The organism is Paraburkholderia sp. BR13439 (assembly GCF_040948805.1).
GTDB lineage: Bacteria > Pseudomonadota > Gammaproteobacteria > Burkholderiales > Burkholderiaceae > Paraburkholderia > Paraburkholderia youngii.
The window spans coordinates 96,043-117,094 of the sequence record NZ_JBFPKN010000007.1 but is presented as its reverse complement, the minus strand read 5'-3'; the positions used below and the strand labels follow the sequence as shown (position 1 = coordinate 117,094).

Genomic DNA, 21,052 nt, shown 5'->3' with positions numbered 1-21,052 from the left:
ATGGATAATCGGAATCTGATCGACATGGCGAACCGGATCGGCGACTTCTTCGAGTCGATGCCCGACCACGAGGAAGCGCTGACCGGCGTCGCCGAACACATCCGCCGCTTCTGGGAGCCGCGCATGCGTCGCGCGCTGCTCGCAACCCTCGACGAAGCGCCGGACACCTATGGCATCGCGCTAACGAACTTCACGCGCGAGGCGATCGTCAGGTATCGCGAGAAGTTGACGCCGGCCCAGGCGTCGGCGGCTTAGGCTTAGACTTAGGCCATTTCCTCAACCACCGTGGCACGGCGGCGAAATCCGCTGCCGCGCAACAGGCGACCCTGATCACAGCGTCGCCTGCTCGTGTATCTCTCCCCCCACCGCAAACCACGCCTCGCAGTGCCGTACGAGACCGTGCAGGTCCGAGCCGGTGCGTCCGCGCGCGCTGATATAGCCATCGGGCCGCACCAGATAAAACGACGGCCGCGTGCGCCCATACGATTCGGACAGCGCCGGGCCGCCGTCGCCGCTCGTATCGGTGACGCGCCAGATCCGCACCGCGTTCGGCAGCAGCCGCTCGACCTCGGCGGCGAGCTTTTCCACCTGCGGGTCCGGCGGCGCCGCATGCTTCGCGGCCGGATCGAGCGGCGTGCCATCGACGGGCAGCGGCGGCACCAGCAGAAACAGCGAGAAGAACGCCGGATCGTGCAGATCGAAAATGCAGCCAACGCCGGGCGCGCGCCCGAGCGGACCGTCGACGACATGCACCAGCGCATCCGGCGCGCGCTCGCCCGCGCGCGGGCCGCCGTCGAGCACGCGCTCGAGCGTCAGCGGACTGCGTCGGTACTGGATCGACAGCTCGCTGATCGTTGCGCGCGCGGCATCGCGCAGCGGCCCGAGCGCGGCCAGCACCGGCATCACGCGCTCGCGCAGCAGCTTCAGCGGACCGTGAGCGGCCTCGGCCATCTGCGTGATGAAGCCGGTCTGCCGCAGCACCTCGCGCTCGATCGGATGCCGTTCGACGTGGTACGTGTCGAGCAGACGATCCGGCGCCGCGCCGCCGATCACGCGCGCGAGCTTCCAGCCGAGATTGAGCGCTTCCTGGATGCCGGTGTTCATGCCTTGCGCGCCGGCGGGGCTGTGCACGTGTGCGGCGTCACCGGCGAGGAAGATACGGCCCACGCGCAGCCGATCGACCATCCGGCTATTCACGTGGAAATACGCCGACCACGCGAGCTCGGACACGTCGACGCGCTCGCGCACGCGTCGCGCGATCAGCGCCTTGCATTGTTCGAGCGACGGCACTGCGGGGGTGGCGGACGGGGCGGCGGCGCCGGACGGCTCGACCGCATGATCGGCGATCAGTCGATGACGGCCGTGGCCCATCGGAAACAGCGCGACGAGACCGTCGCCCGACGCGAAGATTTGGAACTCGTCGTCGGGCCAGTCGGTTTCCGCGTGCAGGTCAGCGAGCAGGAAGGTCTGCTCGAAGGTCTTGCCCTCGAAGTTCAGGCCGAGGCGATGGCGAATCGAGCTATGCGCGCCGTCGGCGGCGATCATGTATGACGGGCGCATGCCTTCCGTATGGCCGTCCGCGCGGCGCAGGGTCGCCTGAATGCTCGCGGAGCCTTGCATGAACGCCATCAGTTCGACGCCGCGCTCGACCTTCACGCCGAGCGTCGCCAGATGCTCGGTGAGAAGCCGCTCCGTCACCGACTGGTCGAGAAACAGCAGATAGGGATAGCGCGTGTGCAGCGGGTCGAAATCGAGCTGCGCAAGCCGCATGCCGTTCGAAAACAGATTCGCGACGCGCGCGCGATGGCCGAGTTCGAGAAACGGCTCGATCAGCCGATGCTGCTCGAGCAGCTCGAGCGTGCGTGCCTGAATGCCGATCGCGCGCGAGTAAGGGTTCGGCTGCGGCGCCTTGTCGATCAGACGCACGGGGATGTGAGCACGCGCGAGACTCATCGCTGCGGCAAGTCCAGTGGGACCGGCCCCGACGATCAGCACCGGCGACGCGTCGTAGGCGGCAGCGTCCATGCGGAACTCCGGAGGCAACAATGCGTTCTAGTGTACGCCGCCGCCCTCGCGCACACCGGTGCGCTGCATCAATCGCGCAGAAGGGACCCCGCGGCGCTGCAGAGGCGCCTGCGAGCCGCCCAAATCCGGCCCCCTTGCGCAAGTATGGGAAAATGCGGCCCAGTCTGATTGATCCGAATGCCCTCCCCGTCATGCAACCTGTATTTGACCGCGCGTTCGCGGCGCATCGTGACGGCCGCCTCGACGACGCCGAACGCGGCTACCGCGCCACGCTCGACCACGACCCCAGCCATGTCGATGCGCTGCACCTGCTCGGCGTGCTGCGCCACCAGCAGGGCCAGCACGCCGAAGCCGCGGCGCTCGTGCGGCGCGCGGTCGACCTGCGCCCCGAAGACGCGGCGCTGCAGCTGAACCTCGGCAATGCGCTGAAGGCGCTCGGCCAGATCGACGCCGCGATCGAGCAGTTCCGCAACGCGCTGACGCTCGCGCCGACGTTCCCGATGGCGCACTACAACCTCGGCAACGCATACGCGTCGCTGGGCCGTCACGAAGACGCCGCCGATGCGTTCGAACGCTCGCTGCGCCTGCAGCCGGATGACGCGTCGTCGCACAACAATCTCGGCAATGCGCTGCACGCGCTCGGCCGTCACGCGGACGCGATCGCGTCGTTCCGGCGCGCGCTCGAACTGCGCCCCGGTCACGCGGGCGCGCTGAACAACATGGGCATGTCGCTGAACGCGCTCGATCGGCCGAACGAAGCGGTGCCCTGCTTCGAGGCCGCGCTCGCCGCCGAGCCGCGCTTCGTCGCCGCGCACTTCAACCTCGCGAACACGTTCGATGCGACCGGCCGACATGCGCAGGCAGTCGCGTCATTCGAAGCGGCGCTGCGGCTGCAGCCGAACCTGCCGCCCGCGATCTATGGCATGGGCAATGCGCTCGCGGCGCTCGGCCGGGCCGAACAGGCCTTGCCGTATCTGGAGCGCGCGGTCGGACTCGACCCGCAATTCGCACTCGCGTGGCTCGCGCTCGGCACCGCGCACCAGGCGCTCGGCGCGCACGCGGCCGCGGTGCGCGCGCTCGATCAGGCGTTGCGGCTGCGCCCCGACCTCGCGTCCGCGCATCTGAACCGAGCGCTCGCGTGGCTTGCGATGCGCGACTTCGAGCGCGGTCTGCCCGAATACGAATGGCGCCTGCAAACCGTCGCGCAACCGGCGATCCAGACGCTGCCGCGCTGGCACGGCGAGTCAATCGACGAGTGCACGCTGCTGATCCATGCCGAACAGGGTTTCGGCGACACGCTGCAATTCGTGCGCTTCGTGCCGCTCGCCACGCAACGCGCCGCGCGCGTCGTGCTCGAAGTGCAGGCGCAGCTGGTGCCGCTGCTCGCGCCCGTCGCGCAGGCGTGGCGCGTCTCGCTGATCGCGCAGGGCCAGCCGCGCCCCGCCGCCGATCTGCAGATTCCGCTGCTGAGCCTGCCGCTCGCGCTCGGCACGCGCTATGACACGATCGACGCGCCCACGCCCTATCTGCGCGTGCCGCCGGCCTATCGCCGCAAATGGCGCGGCTCGCTCGGCGGTCAGGCGAAGCGCAAAATCGGGCTCGCGTGGTCAGGGCGCATCCAGCGCAACGAAACCCGCACGATGCCGCTCGCCGCGCTGGAGCCCCTGTTCGCGCTCGACGGCATCGACTGGATCGTGCTGCAGCCCGATCTGTCCGACGACGAACGCGCGGCGCTCGACGCACATCCGCGCGCGGCCGCGATCCATCGCTTCGACCAGCGCATCGGCGACTTCGCGGATACCGCGGCGATCGTCGAGCGGCTCGACGCGGTGGTGTCGATCGACACCTCGATCGCGCACCTTGCCGGCGCGCTGCGCAAGCCGCTGTGGCTGATGCTGCCGTTCGCCGCCGACTGGCGCTGGTTCGACGGCGACACCCGCAGCCCGTGGTATCCGGGCGCGACGCTGGTGCGTCAGCCGCGGCCGGGCGCGTGGGATGAAGTCGTCGAAGTGGTCGCCAACGAATTGCGCCACGGGTAGCGACGGACCACGCTCCGCCAACAAGCAAAAACCCCGCTTTCGCGGGGTTTTGCTTTCAGAACATCGGGCGAACCCGTCAGGCCGCCCGATACTGATTGCGCGCCTCCGGCGTGCGATACAGGAACAGCGTCGCGAGCAGACCGCAGATCGCCGCCACGCCGAGGACGAGACCCGGCGCCGCCTTGTTGTTGGTCACGTGGATCAGCAGCGTGGCGATGGCCGGCGTGAAGCCGCCGATCGTCGTCGCGAGACTGTACGCGAGCGAGAAGCCGGCGGTCCGCACTTCGACCGGCATCACTTCGGTCAGCGCGACGACCATCGCGCCGTTGTAGCAGCCATACAGGAACGACAGCCACAGCTGCACGGCGAGCAGACGCGCGAACGACGGCTCGGCGACGAGCCATTGCAGCGCCGGATACGCGGTGAGGATCGTCAGGATCGTGAACGCGAGCAGCACAGGACGGCGGCCGATACGATCGGACAACGCGCCCGACACCGGCAGCCAGATCAGGTTCGAGATACCGACGCAGACGGTGACGACCAGCGCGTCGATCGCCGTCAGCTTCAGCACCTCCTTGCCAAAGGTCGGCGTATAAGCCGTGATCATGTAAAACGACACGGTCGTCATGACGACCATGCCCATGCCGCCCAGCACTACGGGATAGTTCGCGGCCATCGACTTCAGGATCTCGCCCATGCCCGGACGATGCTTGCGAGCCGTGAACTCCTCGGTCTCCTGCAGCGAGCGGCGGATGATGAACAGGAACGGCACGATCAGACAGCCGATCAGGAACGGCACGCGCCAGCCCCACGCGAACATCTGGTCGGCGGGCAAGATCTTGTTGAGCGTCACGCCGATCAGCGCGGCGAATACCACCGCGACCTGCTGGCTGCCCGACTGCCACGAGCAATAGAAGCCCTTGTTGCCCTTCGTCGCGATCTCCGACAGATACACCGACACGCCGCCGAGCTCGGCGCCGGCCGAGAAACCTTGCAGCAGCCGGCCGAGCAGCACGAGCACGGGCGCCACGAGCCCGATGGTCGCGTAGCCCGGTATCGTCGCGACCGTCAGCGTGCCGAGCGCCATCAGGCTCAGCGTGAGGATCAGGCCTTTGCGACGGCCGTGATGGTCGATGTAGGCGCCGAGCACGATCGCACCGAGCGGACGCATCAGGAAGCCCGCGCCGAACACGGACAGCGACAGCATCAGCGACGCGAAATCGCTGCCGCTCGGAAAGTAGGTCTTGGCGATCGCGGAAGCGTAGTAGCCATAGACCATGAAGTCGTACATCTCAAGAAAGTTGCCGCTGACGACGCGGAACACTGTCTTGACCTTGGATTCTTTGGTATTGGAAGCGGCGTGGGTCGCGGTAGACATGACACTCTCGGAGAGGCCTGCCGCCCAGTCGGACGGATCGACGCGGACGGTGACGAGCGGGCAGTTGGAACGATCCACCGCGATTAGCAAGCGGATCGCACAGGCGGACACGCGGTTATCGATTAGGGAAGCGCACCCGGGGGCGCCGCATCCTGCTGTCCACGGCGTTCATCCGGGATCAGGGTAAACGCTGAGCTTGATGCGGGGCCGATGCCACGTAATGTTACTGCTGATAAGGTCGACGCGAAACGCATACAGTTTGCTTACGCGCGACACCTGCGGGCGGCGGTAGACTGCCCGCGCACGCCATTCAGTTGATTACTCAGATGCAAACCACCCCTGCTCTTTCCCTGCGCCCCGCCACGCTCGAGGACGCCGCGTTGATCGCGTCGATCCACAGCGCCAGCTGGCAGGCGACCTATCGCGGTCTGTTGCCCGACGCGTTCCTCGACGGCGAAGTCACGCGCGAACGCGCCGCCTATTGGGAAGCGCGTCTCGGCGCGCCGGGCGGCGAGCGCCGCATCGTGCTGATTGCCGAATTGGCCGGCGAGCCGATCGGCTTCGTGTGTGTCGAGCGACAGCCCGAGTCCGCATGGGGCGTGCTGCTCGACAACCTGCATGCGCTGCCCGGTTATCAGGGCATCGGCGTCGGCAAAACACTGATGAACGCAGCCGTTGACTGGACCCGCGCCCAAGGCGAGGCACAGCTATATCTGTACGTGCTCGAGGGCAATACGGCCGCGATCGGCTTTTACGAGCGGCACGGCTGGCAGTTGGTCGGCGCGGAGCCCGACCATATGGGCGGCGTCGATATCACCGCGCTGCGCTACGTGTACCGGTTGAAGCCCTGAGCACCGCAGTTGGGCTGCGCGAAGCGAATACCCGTGATGTCCCCGTTTTCGGAGTGATCTGAACGGTGGACAAGGTAGTTTCGAGGCACGATATTCTGTCGCCGATGGCTTCATCGGTCCCCTACAGATTCCGTCCCTGCCTCGCCGGTCGTCCTGTCACGAGACACCGGAAGAAACCGATGACCAGCACGCCGCTCACCTTGATCGAAGGCGCATTCGCCCTTCCCCCTCTCCGTCCGCTCAATCAACTTTCCGAACGGTTCGGCCGCGATTGGGCGTTGCTGCCGGACGCTCAGTGCTGGCGAGCCGGACTCGATTCGCTGTATGCCGCGCTGCTGCGCACCGTCTGCGTCGAGGATCAGCCGTTGCTGTCGTATGGGCAGTGGGTGTCGATCGAGGGCGCGCTGAGCGGCGTCAAGCGTCCGGCCGAGGCTGCGGTCGCGGACGCCACGCAGCATGCCGCGGAAGCGGCGCATACCGCGACGGTGAGGCGTCCCGCCATGCAACGGAAGGTGCCTCAGGGTCCAATGCGTATCGCGCTCAAGGCCCGCTCGCCGCGAATCGCGCAACGGCGCTCAGTTTGGAATCGACGTACGGTCGCGGCGAGTGCCGGGGTAGTCGGCTGCGTCGCGGCGCTAGTGTGGTGGATCGTCGATCAGCCTCTGACGCCGCGGCAGATGGCCTCCGAGATGCTGAAGTCGGCGCAGGCTTTGATGCCGCATCGCGATGCGCCGGTGATTGCCGATGCCGTCACACCGGCGGCTGTGCTTCCGCCATTACCTGTCGACGTGGCCGCCGCTGCACCCGCGCCCATAGCGGCTTTGCCTCAGCGCAACACCACGCGAAATCCGCGCACGCCGCGTGATGCGATTCACTCCGCGCCTGCGCGTCGTGCGCTTCGCGCGCAAACGCGTCCGCTTTCGGTAAATCGCCATGCCGCAAACGAGTCGTCGCATGAAGCGCGCGATCGAACCCGGTTCGGCGATGACGAATACGCCGATCTGACAACCTTCGCGATGATGTCTTCACGCGACGCCGCGCCGCTGCCGCGCCCCACCGTGTCGAACGATCGGCCGGCGGACAGCACCGAGTGGATGAATCACATATCGCAGCGACGCGTCACCGAAATCCCGGAACAATTCACGCAATGATCGCCGCCAGCCACATAGCGTGGCAGTGCGTCAAATGGATGGCTCGGCCCCGTCGGGCCAACGCGAACCCGCCCTGCTTAAAACCGGGTCTCCCGCGCGACCCGCAGGAACGTATCGAGCAACGGCGTGCAATCGAGGAGCTCCGGCCCGCCCGCGCGATGAAACTCCGGATGCCACTGCACGCCCATCACGAACGGCGCCCGCCGATAGCGCACGGCCTCGATGATGCCGTCCGACGCCGACACCGCCTCGATATTCAGATCGCGGCCCAGCGTCTTCACCGCCTGATGGTGGATCGAGTTGACGATCGCGTCGCGTCGTCCGGGGAACATGTTCAGCAGCGTCGAACCATCGGGAAAATGCACGCCATGCCGGTGCTGATCGTAGTTCTCGTTGACGTGGGCGTTCGCGGTAGGCACATCGGTCGCGATGTCCTGATACAGCGTGCCGCCGAACGCGACGTTGATCAGCTGGCAGCCGCGGCACACGCCGAGCACCGGCTTGCCCGATTCGACGAACTCGTGCAGCAGTTCGAGCTCGTACATGTCGCGCACGCGGTCACCGGGCCATTCGTGGCTGCTCGCCGTTTCCGCGTAGGTCTGCGGCGACACGTCGGCGCCGCCTTGCAGCAGCAGGCCGTCGAGATGCTTCGCATAGTCGCGCAGACGGATGTTGCTCGGGTGCAGCATGCCCTGATGACCGACGGTCGGGATCATGAATACCAGCACGTCGCGCGACATCACCCAGTGCGCGATCGACTCTTCCAGATACTGCAGCGTCTTGCCGCGCAAGCCCTTCGCGCCCGGTTCCGGGTGGAAGATGCGCGCCGACACGCCGATGCGCAGCGTGCGCTGCGTGATCCGCTGCCCCGCGCGGTCGAACAGCTGCCGCGCGCGCGCCGCGACGATACGGCCGAACACACTCCACGCCGAATCGCTCTGCTTCAGATAACGCGGCGGCGACGGCGGAAGCGCGTTGGGCGGAGGCGGATTGGTGGCGCTGAAATCGGGTGCCGCGCCAAATCCGGGCGGCGGCGAGCCGGGCGCCCGCGCCGTGGGCGCGGCGGTTTCCTCGGTGGCGATTTCGCCGTCGGTGGCGACGTCCGCGGCGCTGAGGCCGCCACCCACTAGAGGCTCGCCGGCGGTTGCCGTCGGTTTGACGGCTGGCTCGGGTTTCAGCGTGGTCGCGCGGCCGGTGTGCGTGCCGGCGCGCCGCGCTTCGCGCTCGTGCACCGCGGCTTCCTGGCGCGCGGTCGATTCGGCGGCGGCGCTGCGTGCCTCCATCGCGTCGCGCAGCCGGGCCGTGCGCGGATCTTCGCGAGTGACTGACGATGCGCTGATCGGATCGTCGGTCGACGACCTCGCGGTCGCCTCATCGGCGGCCGGGCTCGTGTCTTTGGCGGCCGACTGGATGGCATCTTCATGCGACGGAGGAAGCGAGGGGGCCGGTGCGGCCGGCGTGCCGCTCGGCGCGGGCGAGCTCGGCGGTGGACTGCCGGTCGTGCCGGCGTTTTCGGGTTTGTCGCTCATGACTGTCGGACGGGCGCCTTCCGCGCGAACGAATGAATATGCCCTGATTATCCGTCAGTGCAGCAGGCCCGGCAAACCCGCAAACAATTACTCACATTGTTGCGAAGCTTTACACAAACCCGCTGAATCAAGGGTCTGGCCGCTCGTCGAAAGTCTCCCGCAGCGCGATCTGCATCGACGCGTGAATCTTCACGCACCATCGCCACACGAGCGTGAGCAGCAGCGCGGCGCACACGAGCACCGCGACGAGCAGGCCCGTCGGCGGCAGGATGCTGCCCGACAGCGCCGCCACCAGCAGAAACACGCCGATCATCGACACAATCGGCACGAGGTCGGCGATCGCGTGACGCAGCGCGCTGGTGAAGCGCCCGGCGGCAGTCGGCTGCACGCTGACTTCGGCGAGCAGCAGCGCGAGCGACTTGGTCTTGCGATACACGGCTACGAGGAACGGCAGCGACACCACCAGCGCGACACTCCACTGCACGACGCGTTGCAATGGCTCATCGTCGAGCCAGTGCGCGAGCAGCCGGCCGCTATGCGGCGCGCTATACGACACGACCAGGAAAATCGCCGCGATGAGCGCGAGATTCACCGCGATCTGCACGACGATGCGCCGCGTCATGCTGATCAGCGTCGGCTCGCTGCGCGCCGTGACCAAACTGCGCAGCCATTGCCCGTACATGCCGAACGCGTTGGATAACGTGGCGGGCATCGCATTCGCGATGCGGCGCGTCAGCGGATCGGCGACGCGGATCAGATAGGGGGTCGTCAGCGTGGTCAACGCCGACACGGCGACCGCGACCGGATACAGAAACCCGCTCGTCACCTTCAACGTCAAACCGAGCGTCGCGATGATGAACGAGAACTCGCCGATCTGCGACACGGTCATGCCGACGCGCATCGACGTGCGTCCGTCCTGCCCCGACAGAAACGCGCCGAGCCCGCACGACACGATCTTGCCGACGATCACCGCGAACGTGATCACGGCGATCGGCCATCCGTAGTCGAGTATCACGGCCGGGTTCAGCATCAGTCCGATTGTCACGAAGAAGATCGCGGAAAACGCGTCCCGCAGCGGCGCGATCAGATGCTCGATCCGATGCAGATGGCGTGACTCGGCCATGATCGCGCCGATCAGAAATGCGCCGAGCGCGATGCTGTAATCGAGCTTGACGACCAGCAGACAGAAGCCGAAGCAGAAGCCGAGCACGGACACGAGCATCATCTCGCTGCTGCCGGTGCGCGCGACGTAGTTCAGCGCGCGCGGCACGAGCAGCACGCCGACCAGCAGCGACACCGTCATGAACAGCAGCAGCTTGCCGAGCGTGACGGCCGCGAGCCCGGCCGACAACTGCCCGGTCTGCGCGATGCCGGTCAGCAGCACGAGCATCGCGATGCCGAGAATGTCTTCGACGATCAGGATACCGAACACGAGCTGGGCAAAGCTTTCGCGTTTGAGTCCGAGGTCGGACAGCGCCTTCACGATGATCGTCGTCGACGAGATCGCGAGGATCGCGCCGAGGAACAGCGAATCCATCGGGCTCCAGCCGAATGCATTGCCGATCGCGTAGCCGATCCACAGCATCAGCACGATCTCGGACAGCGCGGCGACGATCGCCGTCGCGCCGACCTTGAACAGCTTGCGCAGGCTGAATTCGAGGCCCAGCGAAAACATCAGGAACACGACGCCCAGCTCGCCGAGCGTCTGAATCGTCTGTTCGTCATGGATCAGCTGGAACGGCGGCGTGTACGGTCCGATGATCACGCCGGCCACGATATAGCCGAGCACCACCGGCTGCTTCAGGCGATGGAACAGCACGGTGACGACGCCCGCCAGCGCCATCACGACGGCCAGATCCTGGATGAAGCCAATGCCATGGTGCATGAGCGTTTTCCTTACAAACGGTAATCTCGGAAGGCGCAGTGTAACAAACGGGCCGGCGATGTTTTTGGCGAATTCGCGCGCCGCGCCGCGCCGGCCCTAGCCGGCCGCTCGGCCGCAAAACCTTGCTCTACAATGCGGACGGACCTTTCCGTTGGCTCGACACCGCCCCGCTCATGCGCCCGAGCCGCGCTCAACCGGATCTCTACCGACATCATGGCCACAGACTTCGCTCCGTTCCCGCCGCTTGCCCAGCTTGCCGCCGATCTCGCCGCCGGCCGCACCACCAGCCGCGCGCTCGTCGAAACCGCGCTCGACCGGATCGCCGACCCCGCCGGCCAGGGCGCCGCCGTCTTCATGCACGTCGACGCCGATGCCGCGCGCGCCGCCGCCGACGCGCACGACCGCCTGCGCGCGGCCGGCACCGTGCTGTCGCCGCTCGCCGGGATTCCGGTATCGGTCAAGGACCTGTTCGACATCGAAGGCCAGCCGACCCGCGCGGGCTCCGTCGTGCTCGCCGGTGCGCCAGCCGCGAAAGCCGACGCGGTCGCGGTCGCGCGGCTGAAGCGGGCCGGCGCGGTGATCGTCGGGCGCACCAACATGAGCGAGTTCGCGTTTTCCGGGCTCGGCCTGAATCCGCACTACGGCCATCCGTTGTCGCCGTACCGGCGCGGCGTGAAGGGCGACGAGCGGGTTTCGGGCGGCTCGTCGTCGGGCGCGGCGGCATCGGTCGCCGACGGCATGGCGGCGGTCGCGCTCGCCACCGACACCGGCGGCTCGATCCGCATTCCAGCCGCGTTGTGCGGGCTGACCGGCTTCAAGCCGACCGCCGCGCGCATCCCGAAACAGGGCGGCGTGCCGCTGTCGTCGACGCTCGATTCGTTCGGGCCGATCGGTGTATCGGTCGCCTGCTGCGCGCTGGTCGACCGGATGCTCGCCGGGCTCGAGCCGCGCATCCCGGCCGCGCGGCCGCTCGAAGGCGTGCGTCTCGGCGTGCTGACCAACTTCGTGACCGACGGTGTCGAGCCCGAAGTCGCGCGCGCGATCGACACCGCGCTCAAGCACCTTGAGGCGGCCGGCGCGATCGTCAGCGAGGTGCGCTTCGCGCCGCTCGACCGCCTGCCGGAAATCAACCGCTTCGGCTTTGCGCCGATCGAGGCGTATGCGTGGCATCGCCCGCTGCTCGACAAGCATCGCGAGCAGTACGACCCGCGCGTGCTCGTGCGCATCATGAAAGGACAGCCGGCCACCGCGGTCGACTATCTGGACCTGCTCGCCGAGCGCGCCGCGATGCTCGACGAAGCCGCGCGCACGCTGTGGCAGCGTTTCGATGCGGTCGTCGCGCCCACCGTGCCGGTCGTGCCGCCGCGCCTCGCCGACCTGATCAACGACGACGACACGTTCGGCCACACTAACGCGCTGATCCTGCGCAACCCGAGTGCGTTCAGCTTCCTCGATAGCTGCGCGCTGTCGCTGCCGTGCCATCTGCGCGGCGACGCGCCGGTCGGCCTGATGCTGGCGGGCGCGCCGTACGCCGACGACGCGCTGCTCGCAATCGGCCGCGCGGCCGAGGCGGTGTTGAAAGCGATCCGTTAAAGCGCGGCAATCGTCAGGCGAGAAGCGGCGCGAAAGGCGTTCGCGCTAGAATCGCCGGCACCCGCTCTATCGTCTCCAGACCAATCGAAGATCCATGACTAACGACTCCGCGATGCTGCGCCGCGAGCGCACCCTGCTGAATCTGCTCGGCCTGATCTGTCTCGCCCTCGTGGGCGGTGCGCTGTACCTGCAGTTCGGCCTGCGCGAAGACCCGTGTCCGCTGTGCATCATCCAGCGCTATTTCTTTCTGCTGATCGCGATCTTCGCGTTCCTCGGCGCGCGCTTCAAGAACTGGCGCGGCGTGCGCCTGCTCGAAGTGATGGCGGCGCTGTCGGCGCTCGCCGGCATCGCGACCGCCGCGCGCCATGTGTATATCCAGGCGAATCCTGGCTTCAGCTGCGGCTTCGACGAGCTGCAGCCGATCGTTGACAGCCTGCCGCCCGCGCACTGGCTGCCGAGCGTGTTCAAGGTCGCGGGCCTGTGCGAAACCGCATATCCGCCGATTCTAGGGCTGACGCTGCCAATGTGGTCGGGGGTCGCGTTCATCGTCGCGTTCGTCGCGCTGGTGCTGAGCCTGGTGCGCAATCGCCATCGGGTGTCCTGACGACCGATCCGCATTGCCAATGACGCCGGACTTCGTGTCGCCCATGCTTGGGCCACCGGTGTCCGGCGTTTTTTTCTGCGCGATGTCCACCGATCGCGCACCATTGTCGTCGCCCCCCGCCCCGCGCACGCAACTTCTCGCTGCCGCGCGAATCGTACCAGGATCATGATCGCCGCCGCATGAGCTTCATGCGACGCGGGAAATATTTTCGGGCCGGGGTAGTGCTATCTTCGGGTATGGATGGCGATCTACGTGCGCGAGGCCGGCTTTTGCGACCCCATGCGTAACGCGCGCCCGGTCCGCACTGTCTTCCGATTCGCCATGACAACGCAAACCATCCGCTTCTATCACCAGGGGTCCGTCCGCGAGGTCGCGGGCGTTCCGGCGACGCGCACCGTGCTGCAGCACCTGCGCGAGGATCTGCGCTGCACCGGCACCAAGGAAGGCTGCGCGGAAGGCGACTGCGGCGCGTGCACGGTCGTGATCGGCGAACTCGACGTGCGCGGCGCGCTCGCGCTGAAGGCGGTCAACGCCTGCATCCAGTTCCTGCCGACGCTCGACGGCCGCGCCCTCTTCACCGTCGAAGACCTACGCGCCGCGAACGGCGCGCTGCATCCGGTGCAGCAGGCGCTGGTCGACTGTCACGGTTCGCAATGCGGCTTCTGCACACCCGGCTTCGTGATGTCGATGTGGGCGCTCTACGAGAACCAGCCCGCCAGCGCCGGCCTGCCGACCCGCGACGAAATCGACGCCGCGCTGTCCGGCAATCTGTGCCGCTGCACCGGCTACCGGCCGATCATCGATGCCGCGCAGAAGATGTTCGACTACGCGCAGCATCCGCGTGTCGCGCTCGATCGCGATGCGATCGCCGTCACGCTGCGCACGCTGCAACGCAAAGACACGTTCGAATACAGCGCGCCCGACGCCCGCGGCGCCGCGTTCGGCTCGCCCACCTTCCACGCCCCGCTCACGCTCGACGCGTTCGCGACGCTGCGCGCGCAGTATCCGGATGCGCGCATCGTCGCGGGCAGCACCGACGTCGGCTTGTGGGTCACCAAGCAGTTTCGCGATCTCGGCGACCTGCTGTACATCGGCAACGTCGCCGAGTTGAAGACGATCGCCCGGGACGCGCAAACGCTGACGATCGGCGCGGCGGCCACGCTCGAAGACGCGTACGCGGCGCTCACCGCCGACTACCCCGAGCTCGCCGAACTATGGACGCGCTTCGCCTCGCTGCCGATCCGCAATGCGGGCACGCTCGGCGGCAACGTCGCGAACGGCTCGCCGATCGGCGATTCGATGCCGGCACTGCTCGCGCTCGGCGCCGAGGTCGAACTGCGCCGCGATCGCACGACCCGCACGCTGCCGCTCGACGCGTTCTACCTCGGCTATCAGAAGACCGCGCTCGTGGCCGGCGAATTCGTCAGCGCGCTGCGCGTGCCGCGCCCGGCAGGCGCGCTGCGGTTTCGCACCTACAAGGTGGCGAAGCGTTACGACCAGGACATCTCGGCGGTGTGCGCGGCGTTTGCGCTGCACGTCGCGCAAGACGGCACGATCCGCGCGGCGCGCGTCGCGTTCGGCGGCATGGCGGCGACACCGAAGCGCGCCGCGCATGCCGAAGCCGCGCTCGAAGACGCGGCGTGGAACGAACAAACCGCCCGTCGCGCGATGGACGCGCTCGCCGCCGACTACCAGCCGCTCACCGACATGCGCGCATCGAGCGCGTATCGGCTGAAGGTCGCGCGCAATCTGCTGTGGCGCTTCTACCTCGAAACGCGCGACGACGCGCCGCTCGCGCTCTGCGACGTCAACGCGTTCGCGTTCGAAGCGGACACAGCCGTCGCGAAGGAGTCGCCGTGATGAACCGGACCGATGCCTTTATCGAACGCGCGGGCGAGCGTGCCGATCAACGCGAGGCGACGCCTAACGATGGCAGTAGTAGCGCGTCGATCGGCGTGCCGCTGCCGCACGAATCCGCCGCGCTGCACGTGAGCGGCGAAGCGACCTACACCGACGATATCGCCGAGCTGCACGGCACGCTGCACGCGGCGCTCGGCCTATCGCGCCATGCGCATGCGCGGATCGTGTCGATGGATCTCGACGCGGTCAGAAACGCGCCCGGCGTGATCGCGGTGCTGAGCGCCGACGATATCCCCGGCGAAAACAATTGCGGCCCGGTGCTGCACGACGATCCGATTCTCGCCGACGGCGAAGTGCTGTACCTCGGCCAGCCGGTCTTCGCGGTGATCGCCGAAACTCACGAACTCGCCCGCCGCGCGGCCGCGCTCGCGAAAAGCGACGACGTGATCCGCTACGAGCCGCTCGACGCGATCCTTACCGCCGCCGATGCCAAAGCCGCGAAACAGTTCGTGCTGCCGCCGCTGCATCTGCGGCGCGGCGATCCGGACGCGAAGATCGCCGCCGCGCCGCATCGGCTGGCCGGCACGTTCGAGGTCGGCGGCCAGGAGCAGTTCTATCTCGAAGGCCAGATCGCCTATGCGGTGCCGAAGGAGATGGACGGCATGCTCGTCTACAGTTCGACGCAGCATCCGAGCGAAATGCAGCAAGTGGTCGCGCATATGCTCGACTGGCCCGCGCATAACGTCGTGTGCGAATGCCGGCGCATGGGCGGCGGCTTCGGCGGCAAGGAATCGCAATCGGCGCTATTCGCGTGCGTGGCCGCGCTCGCGGCGCAACGCTTGCGTCGGCCGGTCAAGCTGCGCGCCGATCGCGACGACGACTTCCTGATCACCGGCAAGCGCCACGACGCGGTCTACGAATACGAGGCGGGCTTCGACGATCAGGGCCGCCTGCTCGGCGTGCGCGTCGAAATCGCGCTGCGCGCCGGCTACTCCGCGGATCTGTCGGGCGCGGTCGCGACGCGCGCCGTGTGCCACTTCGACAACGCGTACTACCTGCCCGACGTCGATATCGTCGCGCTGTGCTGCAAGACCAATACACAGTCGAACACCGCGTTTCGCGGCTTCGGCGGACCGCAGGGCGCGCTCGTGATGGAGGTGCTGCTCGACGGCATCGCGCGCGAGTTGCGGCTCGATCCGCTCGACGTACGGTTCGCGAATTACTACGGCGTCGGCGAACGCGATACGACGCCATACGGACAGCGTGTCGAAGACAACATCATCGCGCCGCTGACCGACGCGCTGCTTGCTTCGAGCGACTACCGCGCGCGGCGCGCGGCGCTCGCCGAATTCAATGCGAAAAGTCCCGTGCTCAAACGCGGCCTCGCGTTTTCGCCGGTCAAGTTCGGCATCTCGTTCAACGTGCCGTTCCTGAATCAGGCCGGTGCGCTCGTGCACGTGTACAAGGACGGCTCCGTGCTCGTCAATCACGGCGGCACCGAGATGGGCCAGGGGCTCAACACGAAGGTCGCGCAGGTGGTCGCGAATCAGTTCGGCTTGCCGCTATCGCGCGTGCGGGTGACGGCGACCGATACATCGAAGATCGCCAACACCTCCGCGACCGCGGCTTCCACTGGTAGCGATCTGAACGGCATGGCAGCCGTTGCCGCCGCGCAGACGATCCGCGCACGGCTCGCCGCGGTCGCGGCGCGCCAGCTCGGCGGCGACGCGAGCGACGTGCAGTTCGCGCGCGGCAGCGTATCGGTGAACGGTGGCGCGCTGCCGTTCGAACAGCTCGTCAACGCCGCGTATCTCGCGCGCGTGCAGTTGTGGTCGGACGGCTTCTACGCGACGCCGAAAGTGCATTGGGATGCGAAGACGCTGACCGGTCATCCGTTCTATTACTTCGCGTATGGCGCGGCGGTGTCGGAGGTCGTCGTCGATACGCTGACCGGCGAGTGGAAACTCGTGCGCGCGGACGTGTTGCACGACGCGGGCCAATCGATCAATCCGGCGATCGATCTCGGCCAGATCGAAGGCGGCTTCATTCAGGGCATGGGCTGGCTCACCACCGAAGAGCTGTGGTGGAACCGCGACGGCCGCCTGATGACGCACGCGCCGTCGACGTACAAGATTCCCGCGGTCAGCGACACGCCCGCCGCGTTCCACGTGCGGCTCTACGACAACAGCAATGCGGAGCCGACCGTGTTCCGCTCGAAGGCCGTAGGCGAGCCGCCGTTGCTGCTGCCGTTCTCGGTGTTTCTCGCGATTCGCGACGCGATCGCAGCCGCGGTGCCGGGCGCACAACATGCTCCGCTGTTGCGCGCGCCGGCCACGCCCGAGGCGATACTCGACGCGCTGGACGCGTTGAGCGCGTCGGACGCGTCGCAGCACGCAGACCCGACCGAAGCCGCCACGCACCCCGACAGCGCCGACACCCCCACGCCATCCGCCGCGCCGACACCCGACGCGGCCCCGCAAGGAGAATCGCCGGATGCAAGCCTGGCTCACTGACCTGCAACATCTGCTCGCGCATGGCGACGCCGCCGTGCTGGTGACGGTCGCGCGCGTCGAAGGTTCGGCGCCGCGCGAAGCCGGCACCAAGATGATTGTCACGCGCGAGGCGGCCAGGCATACGATCGGCGGCGGCCACCTCGAATGGAAGGCGATCGAGACCGCGCGCCAGGTGCTGCGCGACGGCATGCGCGCACCGCACATGCGGCGGCTCGAACGCTTCGCGCTGGGGCCGAGCCTCGGGCAGTGCTGCGGCGGCGCCGTGGTCCTCGCATTCGAGCGGCTCGACGTCGGCGATCTCGGCTGGCTCGCGTCGCTCGCCAAGCGCCTCGCGGCGGGGCAATCGACGGTCCGTAGCGTATCATTCGGCCCCGCGCCGGATGCGGTGATGCTGTCCGAGCCCGAGCCCGGCATCGACGGAGCCGACTGTCTGCTGTGGGACGGCGCCGGTTTCGACGATAGCAGCGCGCTCCTGACCGAAACCATTGCGCCGGGCGAATTCGCCGTCGTGCTGTTCGGCGCCGGTCACGTCGGCGCGGCGCTCGTGCGCGTGCTCGCGACGCTGCCCTGCACGGTACGCTGGGTCGACGAGCGCGACGCGCAGTTTCCGCCGCTCGATACGCTGCATGCGCCGAACGTGACGATCGACGCGAACGACGCACCCGACGAAGCGATCGATCAGGCCGCGCCGAACACGTACTTCATCGTGATGACGCACAACCACGCGCGCGATCTCGACCTGGCCGAGCGCATCCTGCGGCGCGGCGATTTCGCGTTCTTCGGCATGATCGGCTCGCACACCAAGCGCAAGCAGTTCGAGCACCGGCTCGCGGCGCACGGCATCGATCCGGCGCGGATCGCGCGGATGAAGTGTCCGCTCGGCGTCGAGGGCATCGTCGACAAGTCGCCCGAGGTCATCGCGATCTCGGCGGCCGCGCAGGTATTGCAGGCGGTCGAGGCGAACGCGGGCGCGCGCCACGCGACGCAGTCGGTCTGATCCGCGAGCCGCACCGCTCACTACCCCATACACAATTCCAACTCACCATGAATATGACAACCGCTACCCCCGTTTCCGCCGTTACGCTCGCCGAGAAAACCGCGCGCGCACCGAAGGCCGAGCTGCATATCCACATCGAGGGCTCGCTCGAACCGGAACTGATTTTCGCGCTCGCGCAGCGCAACGGCGTGAAGCTCGCGTACGACTCGGTCGAAGCCTTGCGCGCGGCTTATGCGTTCACCGATCTGCAATCGTTCCTCGACATCTACTACGCGGGCGCGAGCGTGCTGCTGCACGAGCAGGACTTCTACGACGTGACGATGGCCTACGTCGAGCGCTGTGTCGCCGACAACGTCGTGCATAGCGAAATCTTCTTCGACCCGCAGACGCACACCGAGCGCGGCGTGCGGATCGCAACCGTGGTGGCCGGCATCGAACGCGCGCTGGCCGACGCGGAGAAGCGCGGCATCACGAGCAAGCTGATCCTGTGCTTCCTGCGCCATCTGTCCGAGGACGATGCGCTCGCCACCTTCGACGAAGCGCTGCCGCTGTTCGAGCAGTACAAGCATCGGCTGATCGGCGTCGGGCTCGATTCGTCGGAGCGCGGTCATCCGCCGTCGAAGTTCGAGCGCGTGTTCGCGAAGGCCCGCGCGCTCGGTCTGAAGCTCGTCGCGCATGCGGGCGAGGAAGGCCCGCCGTCCTACATCTACGAAGCGCTCGATGTGCTGAAGGTCGACCGCGTCGATCACGGCGTGCGCAGCATCGAGGACCCCGCGCTCGTCACCCGCCTCGCCGACACGCGCGTCGCGCTGACCGTGTGCCCGCTGTCGAACCTGAAGCTGTGCGTGTTCGACGACCTGACCAAACACACGCTGAAGGACCTGCTCGATCGCGGCGTCGCGGTGACCGTCAATTCCGACGATCCGGCCTATTTCGGCGGCTACGTGAACGCGAACTATCTGGCGACGATCGACGCGCTGAAGCTCGACGACGCCGAGGTCTACACGATCATCCGCAACGGCTTCGAGGCGTCGTTCGTGACGCCCGAGGAACGCGCGATGCTGATCGCTAAGCTCGACGCGCACTGGCGGCAGTAAGCCACGCGTTAATGGATTTCAACTGACCGGCCTCGACTGACGTCGGCGGCCAGCGGTTTCGCTTCGTTCGGGGATCGGTAAGACCCCGAACCAGGAAACCGTTGCCTGCGCCGCCCAGCTTTCAACATTCGGAGACAGCTTTTCCATGACTGAATCGGCTCATACCGCGCAAGCGGCACAAACTGCGTTCCGTGCGCCGCTGCTGACCTTCAACGGCGATCCGGCGCACGCGCCGAACGCCGCTGTGTTTCACGAGGACGGTCTGTTGATCGTCGAAGACGGCCGCGTCGTCGCGGCCGACGCGTATGCGGCGCTCGCATCGCGGCTCGCGCCGGGCACCCAGATCGTGGAGCGACGCGACAAGCTGATCGTGCCGGGCTTCATCGATACGCACATCCACTATCCGCAGACGGACATGATCGCGTCGCCGGCGCCGGGTCTGCTGCCGTGGCTCGATACGTACACGTTCCCGACCGAGCGCCGCTTTGCCGACATCGACCACGCGCGCGACACCGCGAGCTTTTTCGTCGATGAACTGCTCGCCTGCGGCACGACGACCGCACTCGTGTACTGCACGGTGCACAAGGAATCCGCCGATGCCCTGTTCGCCGAGAGCGAAGCGCGCAATCTGCGCATGGTCGCCGGCAAGGTGCTGATGGACCGCCACTGCCCCGAATTCCTGCGCGACACCGCGCAATCGGGCTACGACGACAGCGCCGAGCTGATCGGCCGCTGGCACAGTCGCGGCCGCCAGATGTACGCGCTGACACCGCGCTTCGCGCCGACCTCGACCGAGGCGCAGCTCGAAGCATGCGGCGCGCTCGCGCGACTGCATCCGGACGTGTTCATCCAGAGCCACGTCGCCGAGAACACCGACGAAGTGAAATGGGTCGCCGAACTGTTCCCCGGCCACCGCAGCTATCTCGACATCTACGATCACTACGGGCTTTTACGCCGCCGCGCGGTGTACGGCCATTGCATCTACCTCGACGACGAAGACCGCAAGCGCATGGCGCAAACCGGCGCGCTCGCGTCGCACTGCCCGACGTCGAACCTGTTCCTCGGCAGCGGGCTGTTCGACTTCGAGAAGGCCGACTCGGCCGGCATGCCGATCGCGCTCGCGACCGACGTCGGCGGCGGCACGTCGTTCTCGATGCTGCAGACGATGAACGAAGCGCACAAGGTTGCGCGCCTCGGCGGCCATCATCTGACGGCGACGCGCATGTTCTATCTGGCGACCGCGGGCGCGGCCGAAGCGCTCGATCTCGGCGACAAGGTCGGCACGCTGAGGGACGGCTCGGAAGCGGATTTCGTCGTGCTCGATCCGCAGGCGACGCCGCTGCTCGCGCGCCGCACCGCGCGGCGCGAATCGCTCGAGGAGTTGTTGTTCGCGTTTGCGCTGCTCGGCGACGATCGCGCGGTGTATGAAACTTATGCGGCCGGCAAGCGCGTGCATCGCCGCGACGACGCGCGACAGCGCGTGCCAGGGCGCGCGAAGATCGCGGCCTGAGGATGGCTCGGTTGAGCGGC

At 67.4% G+C, this 21,052-nt stretch carries 15 protein-coding genes; 11 read left to right on the top strand and 4 right to left on the bottom strand.

What is annotated here, in order from left to right; all coding sequences use genetic code 11:
- Nucleotides 1-255 (top strand): formate dehydrogenase subunit delta, encoded by a 255-nt coding sequence (locus AB3X96_RS16200; RefSeq protein ID WP_176369260.1) that lies wholly within the window; start codon nt 1-3, stop codon nt 253-255.
- A gap of 75 nt (nt 256-330) precedes the next feature.
- On the opposite strand, the gene AB3X96_RS16195 is transcribed toward AB3X96_RS16200, so the two are convergent.
- On the bottom strand, nt 331-2,025 hold the full coding sequence (locus AB3X96_RS16195; RefSeq protein WP_368590493.1) for an FAD-dependent monooxygenase: 1,695 nt from the start codon (nt 2,023-2,025) through the stop codon (nt 331-333).
- A 191-nt stretch (nt 2,026-2,216) separates the two neighbouring features.
- Here AB3X96_RS16195 and AB3X96_RS16190 point away from each other — a divergent pair, with 191 nt between their 5' ends.
- Entirely contained in the window at nt 2,217-4,064 is a 1,848-nt protein-coding gene (locus AB3X96_RS16190; RefSeq protein WP_368590492.1) for a tetratricopeptide repeat protein, read from the top strand.
- 76 nt (nt 4,065-4,140) lie between these two features.
- On the opposite strand, the gene AB3X96_RS16185 is transcribed toward AB3X96_RS16190, so the two are convergent.
- Nucleotides 4,141-5,442 carry an MFS transporter gene (locus AB3X96_RS16185; RefSeq protein ID WP_368590491.1) on the bottom strand — a complete coding sequence of 434 codons (1,302 nt, stop codon included), beginning with the start codon at nt 5,440-5,442 and terminating at the stop codon, nt 4,141-4,143.
- 326 nt (nt 5,443-5,768) lie between these two features.
- On the opposite strand from AB3X96_RS16185, the gene AB3X96_RS16180 reads away from it, so the two are divergent.
- Both AB3X96_RS16180 and AB3X96_RS16175 read left to right on the top strand, forming a co-directional pair.
- Nucleotides 5,769-6,293 (top strand): N-acetyltransferase family protein, encoded by a 525-nt coding sequence (locus AB3X96_RS16180; RefSeq protein ID WP_368590490.1) that lies wholly within the window; start codon nt 5,769-5,771, stop codon nt 6,291-6,293.
- Between the two features lie 179 nt (nt 6,294-6,472).
- Nucleotides 6,473-7,444, top strand: coding sequence for a hypothetical protein (locus tag AB3X96_RS16175; RefSeq protein WP_368590489.1), 972 nt, complete (start codon nt 6,473-6,475; stop codon nt 7,442-7,444).
- 77 nt (nt 7,445-7,521) lie between these two features.
- Here AB3X96_RS16175 and AB3X96_RS16170 read toward each other — a convergent pair whose 3' ends face one another.
- Nucleotides 7,522-8,973, bottom strand: a complete 1,452-nt coding sequence (locus AB3X96_RS16170) for a gamma-glutamyl-gamma-aminobutyrate hydrolase family protein (RefSeq protein ID WP_368590488.1) — start codon at nt 8,971-8,973, stop codon at nt 7,522-7,524.
- Nucleotides 8,974-9,100: 127 nt separating this feature from the next.
- Nucleotides 9,101-10,858, bottom strand: a complete 1,758-nt coding sequence (locus AB3X96_RS16165) for a cation:proton antiporter (RefSeq protein ID WP_368590487.1) — start codon at nt 10,856-10,858, stop codon at nt 9,101-9,103.
- Nucleotides 10,859-11,071: 213 nt separating this feature from the next.
- On the opposite strand from AB3X96_RS16165, the gene AB3X96_RS16160 reads away from it, so the two are divergent.
- The 7 genes from AB3X96_RS16160 (at nt 11,072) to guaD (ending at nt 21,032) form a co-directional block, all read left to right on the top strand.
- A complete protein-coding gene (locus AB3X96_RS16160; RefSeq protein WP_368590486.1) occupies nt 11,072-12,451 on the top strand; it encodes an amidase in 1,380 nt (459 codons plus the stop codon).
- Between the two features lie 94 nt (nt 12,452-12,545).
- Nucleotides 12,546-13,055, top strand: a complete 510-nt coding sequence (locus AB3X96_RS16155) for a disulfide bond formation protein B (RefSeq protein ID WP_176105359.1) — start codon at nt 12,546-12,548, stop codon at nt 13,053-13,055.
- Nucleotides 13,056-13,376: 321 nt separating this feature from the next.
- Nucleotides 13,377-14,915 (top strand): xanthine dehydrogenase small subunit, encoded by a 1,539-nt coding sequence (gene xdhA / locus AB3X96_RS16150; protein WP_368590485.1) that lies wholly within the window; start codon nt 13,377-13,379, stop codon nt 14,913-14,915.
- Complete coding sequence (gene xdhB / locus AB3X96_RS16145; protein ID WP_368590484.1) at nt 14,915-17,428, top strand: xanthine dehydrogenase molybdopterin binding subunit; 2,514 nt, start codon at nt 14,915-14,917, stop codon at nt 17,426-17,428. The genes xdhA and xdhB overlap by 1 nt, the downstream gene beginning before the upstream one ends.
- Nucleotides 17,409-18,425 (top strand): xanthine dehydrogenase accessory protein XdhC, encoded by a 1,017-nt coding sequence (gene xdhC / locus AB3X96_RS16140; protein ID WP_176105356.1) that lies wholly within the window; start codon nt 17,409-17,411, stop codon nt 18,423-18,425. Before xdhB ends, xdhC begins: the two co-directional genes overlap by 20 nt.
- A 47-nt stretch (nt 18,426-18,472) precedes the next feature.
- Entirely contained in the window at nt 18,473-19,522 is a 1,050-nt protein-coding gene (locus AB3X96_RS16135; protein WP_368590483.1) for an adenosine deaminase, read from the top strand.
- A gap of 145 nt (nt 19,523-19,667) precedes the next feature.
- Complete coding sequence (gene guaD, locus AB3X96_RS16130) at nt 19,668-21,032, top strand: guanine deaminase (protein ID WP_368590482.1); 1,365 nt, start codon at nt 19,668-19,670, stop codon at nt 21,030-21,032.
- The last annotated feature ends 20 nt before the right edge of the window (nt 21,033-21,052 follow it).

What these genes read in the sequence shown, in the direction of transcription:
- AB3X96_RS16195 (WP_368590493.1), bottom strand. Translation starts at nt 2,025, where the DNA reads ATGGACGCTGCCGCCTACGACGCGTCGCCGGTGCTGATCGTCGGGGCC.
- xdhB (WP_368590484.1), top strand. Translation starts at nt 14,915, where the DNA reads ATGAACCGGACCGATGCCTTTATCGAACGCGCGGGCGAGCGTGCCGAT.
- guaD (WP_368590482.1), top strand. Translation starts at nt 19,668, where the DNA reads ATGACTGAATCGGCTCATACCGCGCAAGCGGCACAAACTGCGTTCCGT.
- AB3X96_RS16135 (WP_368590483.1), top strand. Translation starts at nt 18,473, where the DNA reads ATGAATATGACAACCGCTACCCCCGTTTCCGCCGTTACGCTCGCCGAG.
- AB3X96_RS16155 (WP_176105359.1), top strand. Translation starts at nt 12,546, where the DNA reads ATGACTAACGACTCCGCGATGCTGCGCCGCGAGCGCACCCTGCTGAAT.
- AB3X96_RS16165 (WP_368590487.1), bottom strand. Translation starts at nt 10,858, where the DNA reads ATGCACCATGGCATTGGCTTCATCCAGGATCTGGCCGTCGTGATGGCG.
- AB3X96_RS16180 (WP_368590490.1), top strand. Translation starts at nt 5,769, where the DNA reads ATGCAAACCACCCCTGCTCTTTCCCTGCGCCCCGCCACGCTCGAGGAC.
- AB3X96_RS16190 (WP_368590492.1), top strand. Translation starts at nt 2,217, where the DNA reads ATGCAACCTGTATTTGACCGCGCGTTCGCGGCGCATCGTGACGGCCGC.
- xdhC (WP_176105356.1), top strand. Translation starts at nt 17,409, where the DNA reads ATGCAAGCCTGGCTCACTGACCTGCAACATCTGCTCGCGCATGGCGAC.
- AB3X96_RS16175 (WP_368590489.1), top strand. Translation starts at nt 6,473, where the DNA reads ATGACCAGCACGCCGCTCACCTTGATCGAAGGCGCATTCGCCCTTCCC.
- AB3X96_RS16185 (WP_368590491.1), bottom strand. Translation starts at nt 5,442, where the DNA reads ATGTCTACCGCGACCCACGCCGCTTCCAATACCAAAGAATCCAAGGTC.
- AB3X96_RS16200 (WP_176369260.1), top strand. Translation starts at nt 1, where the DNA reads ATGGATAATCGGAATCTGATCGACATGGCGAACCGGATCGGCGACTTC.
- AB3X96_RS16170 (WP_368590488.1), bottom strand. Translation starts at nt 8,973, where the DNA reads ATGAGCGACAAACCCGAAAACGCCGGCACGACCGGCAGTCCACCGCCG.
- xdhA (WP_368590485.1), top strand. Translation starts at nt 13,377, where the DNA reads ATGACAACGCAAACCATCCGCTTCTATCACCAGGGGTCCGTCCGCGAG.
- AB3X96_RS16160 (WP_368590486.1), top strand. Translation starts at nt 11,072, where the DNA reads ATGGCCACAGACTTCGCTCCGTTCCCGCCGCTTGCCCAGCTTGCCGCC.